Source organism: Armatimonadota bacterium (assembly GCA_039679645.1).
GTDB lineage: Bacteria > Armatimonadota > UBA5829 > UBA5829 > UBA5829 > UBA5829.
In genome coordinates, this window is sequence record JBDKUO010000005.1 from 91,823 (window position 1) to 107,394 (window position 15,572).

General features: G+C 51.3%; 12 protein-coding genes. 6 read left to right on the forward strand and 6 right to left on the reverse strand.

Going from position 1 to position 15,572, the window contains the following annotated elements; translation table 11 throughout:
- Positions 1-3: 3 nt before the first annotated feature.
- Complete coding sequence (locus ABFD83_01115) at positions 4-1,113, reverse strand: hypothetical protein (protein MEN6355663.1); 1,110 nt, start codon at positions 1,111-1,113, stop codon at positions 4-6.
- Positions 1,114-1,329: 216 nt separating this feature from the next.
- Complete coding sequence (locus tag ABFD83_01120; GenBank protein MEN6355664.1) at positions 1,330-2,550, reverse strand: NAD(P)/FAD-dependent oxidoreductase; 1,221 nt, start codon at positions 2,548-2,550, stop codon at positions 1,330-1,332.
- A 335-nt stretch (positions 2,551-2,885) separates the two neighbouring features.
- On the opposite strand from ABFD83_01120, the gene ABFD83_01125 reads away from it, so the two are divergent.
- The 4 genes from ABFD83_01125 (at position 2,886) to ABFD83_01140 (ending at position 7,753) form a co-directional block, all read left to right on the forward strand.
- The gene (locus ABFD83_01125) at positions 2,886-3,140 is read left to right on the forward strand and encodes a DUF378 domain-containing protein (protein MEN6355665.1); all 255 of its coding nucleotides are present in this window, start codon (positions 2,886-2,888) and stop codon (positions 3,138-3,140) included.
- 265 nt (positions 3,141-3,405) lie between these two features.
- The gene (locus ABFD83_01130; GenBank protein ID MEN6355666.1) at positions 3,406-4,281 is read left to right on the forward strand and encodes a zf-HC2 domain-containing protein; all 876 of its coding nucleotides are present in this window, start codon (positions 3,406-3,408) and stop codon (positions 4,279-4,281) included.
- A gap of 24 nt (positions 4,282-4,305) precedes the next feature.
- Positions 4,306-6,870: a hypothetical protein gene (locus ABFD83_01135; GenBank protein MEN6355667.1), complete on the forward strand. Its 2,565-nt coding sequence runs from the start codon at positions 4,306-4,308 to the stop codon at positions 6,868-6,870.
- A 91-nt stretch (positions 6,871-6,961) separates the two neighbouring features.
- Positions 6,962-7,753, forward strand: a complete 792-nt coding sequence (locus ABFD83_01140) for a sugar phosphate isomerase/epimerase family protein (protein ID MEN6355668.1) — start codon at positions 6,962-6,964, stop codon at positions 7,751-7,753.
- 55 nt (positions 7,754-7,808) lie between these two features.
- On the opposite strand, the gene ABFD83_01145 is transcribed toward ABFD83_01140, so the two are convergent.
- From ABFD83_01145 to ABFD83_01155, 3 genes are all read right to left on the reverse strand, one after another.
- The gene (locus tag ABFD83_01145; protein ID MEN6355669.1) at positions 7,809-8,141 is read right to left on the reverse strand and encodes a DsrE family protein; all 333 of its coding nucleotides are present in this window, start codon (positions 8,139-8,141) and stop codon (positions 7,809-7,811) included.
- A 344-nt stretch (positions 8,142-8,485) separates the two neighbouring features.
- Positions 8,486-9,256 carry a hypothetical protein gene (locus ABFD83_01150; protein ID MEN6355670.1) on the reverse strand — a complete coding sequence of 257 codons (771 nt, stop codon included), beginning with the start codon at positions 9,254-9,256 and terminating at the stop codon, positions 8,486-8,488.
- Positions 9,257-9,373: 117 nt separating this feature from the next.
- Positions 9,374-9,580 carry a YtxH domain-containing protein gene (locus ABFD83_01155; protein MEN6355671.1) on the reverse strand — a complete coding sequence of 69 codons (207 nt, stop codon included), beginning with the start codon at positions 9,578-9,580 and terminating at the stop codon, positions 9,374-9,376.
- A 194-nt stretch (positions 9,581-9,774) separates the two neighbouring features.
- On the opposite strand from ABFD83_01155, the gene ABFD83_01160 reads away from it, so the two are divergent.
- On the forward strand, positions 9,775-11,250 hold the full coding sequence (locus tag ABFD83_01160) for a PEP-CTERM sorting domain-containing protein (GenBank protein MEN6355672.1): 1,476 nt from the start codon (positions 9,775-9,777) through the stop codon (positions 11,248-11,250).
- 335 nt (positions 11,251-11,585) lie between these two features.
- Positions 11,586-12,689 (forward strand): hypothetical protein, encoded by a 1,104-nt coding sequence (locus tag ABFD83_01165; protein ID MEN6355673.1) that lies wholly within the window; start codon positions 11,586-11,588, stop codon positions 12,687-12,689.
- A gap of 6 nt (positions 12,690-12,695) precedes the next feature.
- Here ABFD83_01165 and ABFD83_01170 read toward each other — a convergent pair whose 3' ends face one another.
- A complete protein-coding gene (locus ABFD83_01170) occupies positions 12,696-15,305 on the reverse strand; it encodes a family 78 glycoside hydrolase catalytic domain (protein ID MEN6355674.1) in 2,610 nt (869 codons plus the stop codon).
- Between the last annotated feature and the right edge of the window lie 267 nt (positions 15,306-15,572).

The window sequence follows — 15,572 nt, forward strand, 5'->3', positions numbered from 1 at the left end:
TATTTAGCCGCCGCTTCCGGGGCCAGTAACCGTCACTTTTGTTTCCCCGGAGCCGTATGTGTAGCTGTGCTTGTTGGTGTTGGCGTCTATAATGGCCTGGGTGCGTCCCAGAGGATCGTAAACGACTTTCGCAGTGCTCAGCCCGGTTCCTTTCGGGTTGGGCACGCTCACAGAAATTAAAAACGGCTTGCCGTTACATAGCGTATATCCGTATGACCAGTGCAGAGCCTTTGTATTGTTTTCTTGCGACACGGCCGTCAGGCAGGTCTGGCCTTCTACCTGCCCGAACACATACTTTCGCTGACCGGAAATCTTACCCAGATTGTCGTAAGAGAAGATATCCGATACATAACCGCTGGAGCTATATGCGATGGACAGCAAAGGCTTGCCGTCGGACTGGGTGATCTTTTCAAGCCGGCCATATGAGTCATAGCACAATGAGATAGGCTTGCCGACAATGTCGGATATCTGCCTTAGTCTATACAGACCGGCATTGTGCGAGTCGGGCGTGAAGACCCACTTTTCGTCGTCCGCGAATGTCATCGTGAGTGACTGCCACTGGCCTGCAGCAGATCCGAATTTGCCCATCACGAAATATGGCGGCTTCTTGGCATTTGCAAGTTCGCCTGTAAGCTTGCCATCCTTGACCTGTGGTATCAGTTCTTCTTTTGCGCCGTTATACCACACAAGTATCAGCTTGCCCTGTGCATCATTGGGCAGCGCAATTATGGTGTCGTCATAACTGTGCGTCCATCCGGCTGAGAACCCTTGCGAACACAATCCTTTTGCCGCCATGCACGTACGATATAACCGTGAGAAGTCCACCGAGGGACCGGTCGGGTTATTTACCCCGAAATCGGACATAGGGTTGTTTTGATAGACTCCTGTGCCCAGGTAAACGGTAAACGAAGCAGACGGACCTGCTGCGCCCGTGTTTGTGGTATCAACCGCTGCAACGGCATCCGCCCAGGGAGGCAGAGTTTCTTCAAGAGCGGTGTCCATCAAGGACGAATCGGCGCCATTTCCATACTTAAGTGTATCTTCCGGCGACTGTGCGTTTACAGAAACGCTCAGCACGGTCATAAGCAGGCAGCATGATAATCTTAGCAGCATAATTATGCCTCCAACGGCAAAATGATACAAGGCAATCATTACGTAAGTCAAGACAGGTGGCTTGCCGAATTGCAAAACACTGGCCGGAGACAATTGCGATAAACGTCAAACCCAGCGATTTTCCTGCTCGACCGCTTCTCAATTAAGCGGGCAGGGCAGTAAAATCGCGACCAAATCTCCCCTATCGCAACAACCCCGGCCGGGAAGAACTTGCAGTTACTTGATGATCATACCGGCAACATGCCCACTGGACCAGGCCCATTGCAGATTAAATCCTCCGGAATCACCATCAACATCTATTATTTCACCGGCAAAATACAAACCGCATACCAGCTTTGACTGTAAAGATTGAGCATCGATTTCTTCGGTATTTACCCCACCTGCTGTGACCTGGGCCTCTTTAAGAGGACGAAGTTTTGAGACAGTCAGAGTGATGTCCTTTATATTTCTGACAACATCCAGCCGCTTGCGCTTTGAAATGTCTCCGGACCGCTCGAGTTCGCCAATTCCCGCGAATCTAAGAATAACGGGGATCATTCTACCGGGCAGGAGCCCTACCAGAGAATCCTTGACCGCTCTTTTACCGCCGTTTTGAAAAACATGCAAGACGATTTGGTCCAGGTGATCTTCCGTCATATCCGGGAACAAATCGATATGAAGCATTACCTGAGACGTTTTGAGCAATGGAGCGATAACCCCCGCTTGAGCCATAACGGTAGGGCCTGAAACTCCATAACTGGTAAATAAAAGATCCCCCGAGCTTTCGCTGATAGTTTTGTTGCCGGACGTTGCCCAAACGCAGGCTTCTACTTTGACACCCTGAACATCCTTCGGCCATATCTCAACTGTCTCGACAGGGACGAGGGCAGCATAAGTCGAGGTGAGCGAGTGCCCCAGTTTCTTAGCCCAGTGCAGTCCGTCACCGGTGGAACCCAGGTGATGAGCAGCCCTCCCACCGGTCGCTATTACCACTTCGTCAGACTCAAATTGTTTGCCGTTGGTTAAGGATATCTTCCACACGGCTGATCTCTCGATTTCCGCGACCTGCGAATCACACAGGACATCGACTCTGCTGCGCACGAGACTTTGTTGCAGAACGTCCACGACGCTCGACGCCTGGTTAGTCCGGGGGAAAATTCTGCCACTGTCCTCTTCTTTTAGAACCAGCCCTAAATCCTGAAAGAAATCCATGGTCGCATATTGATCAAACTGGTTGATTACTGTCTCGATAAATGTCGGGGCGGCGCCATGATATCGATCAACTGTTATGTCCTTATTGGTCAAATTGCAGCGTCCGTTGCCGGTCGACAGAAGCTTCCTGCCAATCTGAGGGTTCTTTTCTATCAAGACAACGCGCTTTCCGTTGTGGGCAGCGGTAATAGATGCCATTATTCCCGCAGGACCGGCCCCGATGATCGCTACATCATGCTTTCTCATTTTGGTCAATTTCCATACAACTCAAAAATCACTCCAAACCGGTCGGACAGACGGTTTTTGGCGCCGGATATAAGCGGCAAAGCGGACTTGCAGCCTGATCTTGTTATACTCTTACCTCAAAGCTTCTGTCAAGACTCTCGCAATCAGACTCTCGCAATCAGTTGACAGTTGTATGACAGCCGCCGCCCCGGAGATATCCACCTGCCACATTCGGAATTACAACGTTACGACACCCCAACGTCCTGCAAAATGTTAGTCGTATGTGTGAATATGGGGATAATTATAATGGCGTTCAGGCGAAAAAGCACAACGCCGACGTCAGGGAGTGTTGAAAAATGAGAACCTTAAGCATAACGGCGCTGGTCTTAATGGTTGTCGGCGCAATCAACTGGCTGCTTATAGGCGTATTCGGATTCAACCTGGTTACCGCGATATTCGGCTATTCGACAGCCGGAATCGTTGTGACTCGCATACTGTATATATTGGTCGGGCTTGCTGGCCTACATGGCATCTCCATGCTTACCAGGCTCTCCGAAGCCCGTGACGACGTATGCGTACCCGGACACGCCAGAGTCGCAGGCATGCAATAGTCCAATATAAGCATATTGGCGGGATTTATCCCGATTAGATAAAGATAGCTGAAAGTGGAAAGTGGAAAGCCCGGAAGAGGCTGCTTTCCACTTTCAGCATTTCACCCGCATTATTCACGAGGAGCGTGAATAATGCTCTCGGAGACCTGTATTATGCGGGAAGCGCATAATACGGGTTCAATCGCATCAAAAATAGCTGTTACTTTTTCGCATTGGCGTTGTCCAACTTATTGTAACGAAAAAACACTTGATGAGGTTGACGGCGATGGAGTGCGAAGGCATTCGCGAAAAGTTGGGGTTTTATCTGGACGGCACACTCGACGAGCATAATCTGGAGCTGGTGGAGGCTCACCTTGCAGGGTGTGACGAATGCAGACGAGAGCTGGCGGCAATGAAAAAGCTGATCGACACGGCCGGGCAGGCAGAAATGCTCGAACCGCCGCTTGGGCTTCGTGAGAGGATTCTGCGGGCTGTCGCGGATGAGGAGCGGAATGCTCAGCCACTTACGAAGATATCAGACCGGTTGAGCCTTATTGATCGGCTGAAAAGCTGTGCGTCACCCGCCGGACTGCGCTGGGCAGCAGGTGTCGCACTTGCAGGCTGCGCTGCGCTGGCTATTCTTATCGGCGCGCCGCATGAACCGGTTAAAATGCAGGCCGCGCGTCAAATACCCAGACCCGCTCAGGCAATCGCCGAAAAAACTCAGCCTCAGCCGAAATCGACTACAATCGCCGAGTCACAATCGAGTGAACCTGCTCAAGTCCGGCTAACGGGCAAGCAGGTCCGTCATTATACGAAAAGGCATACTATCAAACACAGCATTATTGTCGCCGCCCGTCCTGCAAAATCGCCCACTTCACACACCGGTAATGCTCGAGTGATCGCACAGGATCACAAGCACGAAATCGATGCAGACGCGCAAGAGACGGATGCTATGGCGACACAAACGGCGGCTGCCGCCGAAACGGCCGCGAATGCCGAACCGGTTAACGAGCAGCCGGTTGTAATCAAGGTGGCAGCCGCTCCTGTGTTCAATAACGAGAAAATTCACGAGTGGATGCAGCAGGCAAAAATGCAGGCCGAAATGCGAAAAAATCGAGATTCGCGAGCAGTGATCAACATCGTGAGCGCAAGGTTTTAGAATAGCGTCAGGGTTGGAGAAGGAATGAGAAGGATTGCATACACAATCCTAATAGTGATTTTGCTGGCAGGGGCTGCTGTTTCGGTGAACGCGGAATTAGCATTAAGCGGAGCATCGAAGCAGGGCGTTAACACGTACGGGCTCAGCTCGGTGCTGCGTTTCGGCTCGTCATCCACACTATCAAGCGTGGTATATATGGCCGGTTCCACCGCAGCCGAGAGCAAAAAGGTATCGGTCTTTGACAGCCAACTCTCAGACGTCAAATCCGGCAAAACCGGCAGCGGCAGCCTGATGCTGCAAAACGCGGATATCGGACTGGGCGGCGCCAAGGTCACACTCGGGTTCCAGGATATCGACAAGGATTTCAACGGCTTCGAGTCTATGCGCACATCCAAAGCCGCAGCCGACGACACGCTCAACCAGCTCCAGAAAGAAAAAGGCATCAAGCGAATGAGCATTGCCGGGCAGATGCCGACGTCCGGCCTGAACTTCTTGTTCAACCGGATAGACGATGCAAACGACTATATCACAAACTGGATGTTCGGCTATAAAACCGGCGCTTTAGGCTTCACATACAGCACGCGTGATGTGGGCAACGACTTCAGCCGGTTCAACGATCTCAAGGAATCCGACAGGGCACAGATGGCCGCCGAGATCGGGACAAGACGCACTCAATACGGTATGCAATACGGCGCGGGGCCGTCATCGGCGTTTACAAGCGATCTCAACATGACCCAGATCGACAGCGCGAACGGTACACTTACACAAAATTCAGCTAATCTTGACATCGGTAATGTGAAAGTCCACGCCGATGTGCGCGACATAGACCCCAAATTTACCCAAATCACGGCTCTGAACGATCAGGAGCGCACGCAGATGGCTCTCACGGCGCGCAGACAGTTTGACCCGATGGTGCAGACAAACAGCATCACCGGCACGGACAAGTCAAAAATCAACAGTGAGACGGGTTTGGACCGCGCCAATTATTCGCTCGAAGTCGCCGCAGGCGGAGTAAGCACGTGGCTTTCATATCTCGACCTGGATTCGACAAAAGGCGACCTGAGCCGGGGCGCAATAACCATGAAAGGCAAGCAGTTCAGCCTCTATCTCAACCATCACGACATAGATAAAAAGTTCGGAAAACTAAGCAGCCTTCAACCCATAGAAGTGAGCAACTTCGGCAACGAATACGGCATGTCCCGCTCAGGCGCAGGCGGCACGCTCAAGCTCGGGTTCGGTGAACTGGCTCTCAACGGCGTAAATATCAAAGATAACGACGGCGCGTCCATATCCAAGCAGAGTCTCGATTTCAAGAGCACCACTCTCAAAGTGCATGCAAACCATCAGGATATCGATCCCGACTTTGACAGAATATCCGACCTCTCGACGGTCGACAGGGCAGATATGGTCGATGGCGACAGCGGCTACAGATGGTCCGATTACTCGATAAACTTCCAGGCAACAAAGGCTCTTAACATAGACTCATACATATACGATTCGGTGAACCACACCAGCGGTATCAACCGAAACCAGAACCGCCTGTCTTTGAAGTATGCACCCGACAGCGGCAAATTGTCGTATATGATGGACATAATAGATGTAGACTACGGCAACGGGGACTTCGTCAATACCCGCTCGCTGGGGATGAGCAAAAAAGTTACCGGCAACATGGCGTTGGTAACGAAGATTGCGCACATTACCAGAGACTCCAATGACAACAACATCGCGGGCACATTAGGATTTGACTGGACGGTCAGCAGAGACCTAAGCGTCTCGGCTAATATCTCAAACGCAGGCAGCGGCGTTAACGATCTGCAGAAAGACCGCCGAATGGCTCTCAACGGCCTTATTGCCAGGCGGTTTTTATTCCTCAACGATGTCACCGTTGGAACGGGGATGAACACTACGAACCTCAAAGGCAGCCAGACAGCGTGTGACAACGCATTCAAACTGCAGACCGGTGTAATCGGCAACGGAACATTTATGATCGACAACTCGGACAAGGTCAATCGTAACACCGGCCTGTATAACAACTCTCGAATAATCAAATACGAGTCCGATGCAGACAAGCAGAAGCCTGTGCACATAAAGATGCTCAGGCAGAACGTAATTACATCCGCCACCACTTCTGTTGACAAACGCAGCTACAGCGCAGACTTACGGCTGAACAAGAATACAAGCTTCACATACAAAGACCAGCTCGCGGCGACCAACTCAAGCGGCACCATCACGACCATCGCGGAGAACGTATATAAAGTCAATCATTCACTCAGCGACAGGCTCAATATAACCGCCGATTACACGACGCAGATCAATAACACCACCAACAAGTGGGCGCATGTGATGGGCATGGGCTTCTCAGGTAAGCTCAGTAACAACGCCGACATCGAAATGTATTACGGTATATGCGATGTGGTGGGCGCTGAAGGCGCAAGCACAGGCGTCTATAAGATAAAATATAACCACAAGCTGGACGAAAACCACTATATATCACTCTCGACCCAAAAGAAGTCGGACTACGACACCACGATTGACACCGATGAAGGCAGAACTGTCGCGAGGCTGGATTTCAAGACCATCTTCCACTAAAATTTACATCACAGAGGAAGAATGACTCCATTGGTCTAACTCTATTCTATTATTTCATTTGCCGATACCTTAAAATAGATTGGAGTTGGAGTTGGAGATAGTATGTCCGGCACGATGCCCAGGCGCACAGAGCCTGATCGAAGCAATTCCTTTGCTGGCGGATCAAGGTGTAACTGCGATTGAAATGAGTGTCGAATACAAAGATTACTTTGACCATCGCGACGGCGCCGAGCTTCAAAGGTTGGTATCTGCTCTGTCCGCGTCAGGGATAAGGGTTCATTCGATACATTCCCCTTTTGGTCGAGCTTATGACATCTCAAGCCCCGATGACGAAGTCCATGAGCGAGGAGTGGACGGCTTGATTGAATCGATTGAGCTGGCTAGTTTTTTGGATGCTGATATAGTAATCGCTCATGCAAGCGACTCTTTTTCCGACAGCAGAAGTCGGCACTTCGACAGGGCGCGAGGAGTGCTGCGGGAAGTCGCGGCGGTGGCAAATGAGACGGACGTCGTGATCGCCCTGGAAAACCTTACTCCGGGATATTTGGGACACACTCCAGATGAGCTTTTTGCACTCCTAGATGGTATCGACAAAGATTCCATCTCAATATGCTTTGACAGCGGGCATGCCAACATGTCGGGCCATTTTGAAGAGTTTGCCGAAGCGCTGCTGCCATATGCCGTTGAGACTCACCTGCACGACAACGACGGGACCGGCGACCAGCACAAATTTCCAGGTGAAGGCGGCATCAACTGGCATTGGTTCGCTGCGGCATATAGAGAATCGGGCTGCGAAGCGAGTATTATGCTTGAGTGCAAACCGCCTGAAAACATGGCCTGGTGCGAAGCTTTTCAGCGATTTCGGGCGCAGTGGGGAGAATAAGGATACTGGCTCTGCACGCGGATGCGATCAGATATCGCCCCTGATCAATAAAAAGCTAAATAGTAAGCACCTGATGCTTGGTTAGAATTTCGATAATCCGAGCCATGCCGTCAACAATCCCGACAGCCATATCGTCATCAAGGCCGAAATATTCCACGCAAGTGCGGCATGATATTATCTCGACCCCACGGTTCTGAAGCGTCTTAAGATAATCGAGAGTATCAGAGTTGCTGACAGCATTCTTAACGCCGCTGTTCCACAATACTATATACTTCGGCAGTTCTTCACGGTCACCCAATATCCTGAGAAAATTGCCCAGCAGCAGATGGCCAAGCTTTTCATCAGGCGAACCCATTGACTGCGAACCGATCAGTACTACATCATTCATTGATTTCTCCTTATGCGCCGGCATGCAAACAGCTTAATCGACCACAAGTAAAACTCCTGCAAAAAAGTTGTGTGGATGCCCGATAAATCATGGCACAACTATAGTGGCACAAACAACCATCTTTTCCTCCTTCCCTCCGGGCTTCGCTGGCTAACCGACGAAGCCTCTCTTTTTGTACACTATATTGACAGCCGACCTTGGTCTTGCGTCGTCAACGACCCCATAGATTACGCTGAGATAGATGAAGCAGGCTGCGACGTGTGATCCAATCGCAAAAGAGACGCGGCATGAGGGTCCCGCGCAATATGAGCGTTGTCGGATTCGATGATGCGCCCAGCTCTCCTCTAGCGCCTCTTTTCCCTCTCGCCCCCCTCATGTATTAAAAATCCCTTTCTCAACATTGTTGCAGTGACCATGACTTTTGCCGACATCTCAGAAGATTGCTCTATTGACCGAGTCATCACACCCTTATCAATACAATATGCAGACTCCGGCGCGCTCAAAGTAATGTCCTCAGACAAAGACTGCGCCTCACGCACTGCCAGACTCGCGTGCTCTGCAAAGTCGCAAGTATTTTCGATCTCGTTTCTCACCATGGCAGCATAATCCGGCCACTTAGCCAGCGCACTGTAAAACAAATGCGGCGCTTCAATGCTTTGGAAATCTATTTCACCCAGGCACATCGGTATGTCCGAATCATCGCAATGACTGACATGATCGCTTGCAGGAGTATCGAAACAGAATTGCCGCGCGATCCAGCGCTGAGCAAGCGTAGCAAGGATGGCAAAAACCGGTTCCAAAACATAAAACACTTCCACTACATATTTGATCTGCCTGGCCTGCTCGCGGCTGTATCTGCCTGCAAGATACGACAGATGATCCGCGCAGGGCGAAATACCCATATCTATGCCATTACGAAGTCGGGCTGCAGCGTATTGAATGTGGTTGGTTTCAAACGAGAGGCTGATCGACTGCCAGAATGATTCAAGGCAGCCTTTATGTGATGCCAGTATGCGGAGAATGTCACCCGCGAAAGAGCTGCCGATCCTGCGCGTTACAACGTCAAGAACCGCTGGACTTGCATCGATTCGGCCAATGTGCCACGGCGTATACATCTTGTCGGTTTCCCCGTAAATGCCGCCATGCCCGACCCTGGCAGTCGATTTGTTGGATCACATTGGCCCGTGTAGCACTCTTTTACCTGCCGTGCGTTCTTTCCAAACTAAAATCAATTACATCGCTTGTTTGATTGCACCCATTTTCTTGTGAGTCTTCTGCCCCACTCTAGTGGCTGCGCTTCTTACTTTAGTGCCTGTCGAATGCGCCGCTTCCTTTATCACACTTCGAGCCTTTGTCCCCTCCATGGGCGCAAGCATAAGCGCGCCGACAGCACCTATCACCACTCCGGCAAGCATACCGGTAAAAAAGTTCTTTGTCATGTCACGACCCTCCGTCTCTATATTGCGAAAGATATACCGCAATTAGTAGGCGAACATAACAAGAAAGTTAGCACAGACAGGAAAACCTAAAAGCTCTGCATGCATGCGTTTTTTGGCTCGGACTTGTGGGTATAGTGGGATGAATGCTGAGCCTAATTGTGTTAATCCATGGACAATTGGAACGGAGAGATACAATGGATGCAAGAAAATCGTTTGTAATATGCTTCATAGGCATGATACTACTCATATTGCCGATCTGTGTCGGGGCAGCCACCTACAAGTTGCCTGTTAGAACGGCCACTCTTGCTGTTCAGGCAGATCACTACGGAGAATTTGTGAATGGTGAACCAGTTGGCAATTATGACTTCCAAATAGACCCAGCAGTGCTTCGGGTGGGACGGGATGCAGCCACAAACATGATGTACTACAGCTACATCATGTTCGACTTCCAAGAGTATTCGCAATTACCCCCAGATGCAACCATATACTACAGCCTTTATTTGGCTACAGCTTGGGCACCCGATGGCGTTGTAGACTACGCGGGTTCCGTAATGCCTGGCGCGGACACACAGATTCCAGAACTATCGGACTTCGACTGGAGCAGCCAGATCGGTGAGACAAACTGGTCTCCGAGTAGTTTTGGAGTCGATCAGACTCTATTTGATACGTTTGGTCCGACCATCGTCCCATCACCTTCCGGTCATGATTACGTCGGATGGTTGCTTATGGAAAGCTTATCAGGGGATCTGTTCGGACAGGCCCCAATAGAAATAGCTGGAATCAACAATCCATACGGTTTAGAAAGTCCCCACATACTGGTTACCACAGTGCCGGAACCCACTTCATTGGCAGGATTAGGCACAGCATTACTGTGCCTTTTTGGACAACTACATACGCGCATCCGGAGAAAGCATTTGCTGGGGTTAACGCTTATCGTTGCACTTGTGTTATGCGCGTCTGGTTTGTTGATGGCCGATGTAGATTCCGAGCCGGGTGAGAAATTGGGATTTTCAATGCTTGCCGGACCATCTATCCCTCCCACGGCCGACATTCCCTCAGGTTACAAGTATTTGCCTACATTTCCAAGATACCTGTGGTCATTCGGATGTGCTCCAACGACAGGGGCAATGATCGTAGGTTACTACGACAATTCAGGCTTTCCGAATCTGTGGCCTGGCGCTTTGGCTCCGACTGGTGGTTACCCTCACGACAACGGATCATTTCTTGAGCCTGAAGAGGGTGATACCATGCAGATGTATCCCTCCGAATGTGATATAAGTGCCTCAGATGAACACGTATACGACTACATTTCTCTTAATCTCAGCGGTCAGTATTGGTGGGGTAATGGCGACGATAGGTGGTATAAAAAAACAGGCGGCTTTCAATGGTATGAGCACACTCCGTGGAATTGCGTTGCGGACTACATGGGTGCCAGCGTTTATTATTACCGTCACAAAGGCGAAGGTTCGTCTTGGACTGTGTTTCAGGACAATCTCCAGAACACAGCAGTTCTCAAATGGAAGCCGTATACCTGGCCCTATCCGAACGTCTATCCGAATGAAAAACTCGATATGACATATGGTCTAGCCCAGTACGTAGCCGACTACGGGGGGGTTACTGGTGTGAGACAAGCACGGCTGGGAATGGTCAGGACGCCTATCACGATGTAAGTGATTATTACACACGTGTTATCCGCGGCTACGTTTCCTCCGATCCTGACACCGGTGTGTGGCCGCAGAACATCATTGATGAGATTGATGCTGGACGACCTGTTATAGCAATTCTTACCTTGCTTACCTCAACAAAGCACGAAATTCAAGGGACCCAGCACGCATTTCCTGTATTTGGATACAAGGAAGAAGAGGGGCAACCGCTGAAACTACTCGTGTATGACACCTGGTTTGAAGATAGTGACCCAAATCTCCTTAGTACATATCGCATAATTAACTTCCCGACTGCGGCAGAGGTAGAATACAAGGGGCTACAGGGTGTCACAACCGAGACATTGTATAGGGCAAGTAATAGCCAGTACTGGAAACTTGTCGCATTCTCGTTCCTGAAGATCAACAACAATGATCGCTGCCCACTCCCGCTTGGAACCAATGACTATCCAAGTGCAGCACACCAGGACGAGTTCGACATCGACTTCGATCTTCCCGCTGGCAATTCCCGCGTCCACTATAGCGGCTGGACGCCGACCCCCGCTTCTCCCGCAGTGACACTCGATGCTAACGGTGACGGAACACTCCACATTGATCACGACTGCGTCTTGAACTTCAGGACCTATCGGGATGCAACTCCGCCCGATGGCTATCTTGCAAGCGATGTTGTGCATCGGGTGTATTCAGTCTTCTCGGCAAACAAGAACATCAAAAAATACGCCGACGACACCGAGGTCACTATAGTCAACGGGATCGTCACGCACGTGCTGGACTCGAACAACTTTTACTTCGAGGAAAGGGATAAGAGGCTTTTCGGAATTCGTGTCCAAAAAGCCAGCCACGGGCTTACCACCGGCGATGAGGTAGAAGTCGTTGTTGGTTCCATAGACACGGATTCGAGTAATGACGAGCGGTATATCGAGGCGACAAGCGTTACTGAAACCGATCCTCCCACTGCGGTCATTACGCCGTATTGCTTAACAAATATCTGCTTGGGCGGGAATGATTACCTGCCTGCCGGGGGTTCCGGCACAGGCTACGCTCAGAAGGGGGTTGTGAATAGCACGAGTCTGAACAACATTGGCTTGCTGGTGCGCACCGTCGGCAAGGTGACTTACATCAATACGAACTCAGGCTACTTCGTCATATCGGATGGTTCGGCAGCAGTTGATAGCGGTGACCACGACGGAGTAAAGATTTCCGCTTCTGGATTGATTCCCCAGGGGCTTGCGGTCGATGACTTTGTTATAGCGACAGGAATATGTTCTCTCGAAAAGGTCAGCAATAATTTATACGCCGTCGTAATTTCACGAAATTCATCTGACCTTGTAGTAGTGCAGCAATTTTCGTATTTGTCGCCACATGTGAGCCAACTGCACTATTGCACCTCGGCTACCTTGACTCTCCGCCAAAGGAAAGATGGAGAAGTGAAATTGCAGATCGTGTGATAGATACTACGCCTCGTGAATATCGTATCGCACATGGGTATAGCTCCCCTCCCTGACCCATACATAGTCATCGACGGCAGAGCAGCGGTCTTTCTTTTTGTAGCTCTCCGACGGCTCAGCCTCTTGGGTTACCAGCCAGTCCAGATACGGGTCATGCTCTTCACCAGACCGCCAGATCACATTGCCCCAGCCGTATGTCTTTCTGGCTCTGCGCTCGGGCGTCTCGGGGCTCAGATCAAACTCTTCTATAACAGGATCTATAAACCCACCGACCGGCAGCGCGGCGATATAACCGCTGGGAGCATCGATATCTATCTGAAAATGACCCGGCTCGCTGCGCCACTCGACCTCTACTTGACTCTTAGCGGTCTTGATATGGCCCTTTGCCCACTGCAAGTCACCTACCCTTGGATGGATCACTACCACATCCGACTCAGGCATGGACGGCTTCACGCCCAGAATCTCAGCAGGCAGGAAATACGTAGGCGCACCCGACCATGCATGGCAGAGGCTGTTCGGACAGATTTTGTCCACCGGCCAGTTCGGTTCGAAAGTCTCCCACCAGGTAGTCGCTCCTCGACCCAGCATCTCTCCCCAACAGGACCGTATGCGCTCCAACGCCTCGGTTGTCATTCCCAGCTTTACCATGGCCTGCAGGACATAGAAATCGAAGTAAGGGCCGGAGCTGTGAACCACCGGCTTTTGGTGTATCTGGAATTCATTCCCGGTACCTGCGTCCGTTTCGGGAATAAATTCCCGAAACACCTTGGCGATGCGTTTGCACTTGCGCGTGTCGGCAAGACCGAATATTACAGCCAGAGTATTGGTCTGCACACTGACTGTCTCGCTCATTTTGCCGTTTACATTACAATCGACATATGCGCCCAGCTCATCACTCCAGAACCGCTCGTTAAACGCATCGCGCACCTGCTCGGCTCTCCTGTGCCAGAGGACCGCGTCATCATTCCTGCCGACCGCCGCGGCCAGCTTAGATGCATCCCGCAGAGCCTGGTAGTAAAACGCGTTATACGCCGCCACCTCGCCGTGCTTATCAAGAGGCATATGATCGATAAAGAGCCACCACTCGTGATTGGGCACATCCGGGTTCGGTTCCCAGGTGAGCAGACCGCGCTCGCTCTCCTGCGACCGCAGCCAGTCCTCCATCAGCAATCGCATATTCTCATACAGCCGAGCCACAAGATCAGCATCGCCCGTATACAGATAGTAATCGTGCAGTATAAGCACCCAGACCAGGTTGTAGTCCGGCAATATATGATTGGTGCTCGACGGCCACAAGGCGTTAAAGAGGCCATCCTCACGCTGGCACTGCACAAACTGCCACAGCGCCTTAGCCACCAGCCTGCTGTCATTGAAGCAGTAGTAGTTCATCAGCGCTTCCACGCGGACATCACCCGGGTACTGGCCGTGCTCGCGCAGCGGGCAGTCCTCAAACTGATCCTGCATACAGATGCTGAGAGTGTAGACGCCTGTCTGCCATATTCTGTTTAATAGATCGTCAGAGCACTCAAATGACGACACCTGCTCGACAGGATACCCTACCCGCTTGATCGATACACTGTCCAGCTTTACCGGTCGATCCAAATCTCTGAACGAAAGCTGCATGTATCTGAAAGCTCGCCGCCCGAAGGTCTCCCATTCCTGCCTGCCGCCATGCAGGATCAGCCGGTCGGCCTGCAATATGTCCTGCCTGGTCGGGTAGACACGGCCATTATCATCCAGGGCCTCGCTGTAGCCGATATCTATGATCCCACTGCCACCGTCGGCCACACTGATAGTAGGAAACCCGACAACCTCTCTGCCGAAATCCAGGACTACATACGCATCCCTGCCCGGAGATATCTCTGCGACGCCATTACCCCTGGTCAGCAGATTGCTCTCACGGACGACCATGCCTCTCTGCCGGCTGGTCTTTTCGCTGTACATACGGGTAGCGACGTCCTGAGTTTGGTCATCACTGCAGATAAAAGTGCCGCTCTCGATCACTTTTTCGGGGAATATCTCCTGCTCACGCAGTGCGGGTATCTGCCTCGGGACCATCTCCAGCCACGGCTCGACACCTACCTCGCCGATCACCTCCGGCTCCTGCCAGCTCGAGTCATCAAAACCCACCACATTCCAGCCGACGGGCTTCTTGCGGGAGTCGTATATCTCCTGAAAACCGATTGTCCAATACATCTGCTCGGAGCTGCTGTCCCATTCGGATGCGGGGATAACACGCCAGGTCCCGTCGGTTGCAGTGATGGTCTTGCCGCCGCCGTTTGTGATCTCCACCTGAGCCAGCAGGCCGCCGGGAAGTTCGGGCCTGCTGTGCGTGCCGACGCCGTAATTGTAGCAAAGCACGCCTATCACGTTCCCGCCGTGGCGGATATAGCTTCTGATATCGTAGGAGTCATAATATTGAAACGAGGGATGGCAGGGGCTGGGTCCACGGCCCACATAACGGCCGTTGACGTAAAGTTTATACTCAGTGGAGCACGACACACAGGCAACGGCATCCGATACGGATGCCACCTCTATCTTTTTGCGCGCGTACATATAAAAGTTGGGCGTCTTCGAATGCGACCTCGCCCATATCCATTTTGCATTCCAATCCATACGCTGCTAATACTCCGAAGCTGGTTGCTATGCAACGATAGCATATTCGAGGGAGTTGGGCAAGGGTTTATTGCGTGATATGGATCAGAGTTTGCAATTTTGATGGTTCGGGATTTTAGAGGCTGTCTCATGATCACAAAAATTCAAATCGTCAAGAAACTCACGAAGTGAGGATTAGCAGGAAAGGGCTTCCCAGAAGTGTAATGACATCTGAGACCTGCCGATAACGCTAATTCTGTTCGATTTTCGATTTTTGAGACACCCTCT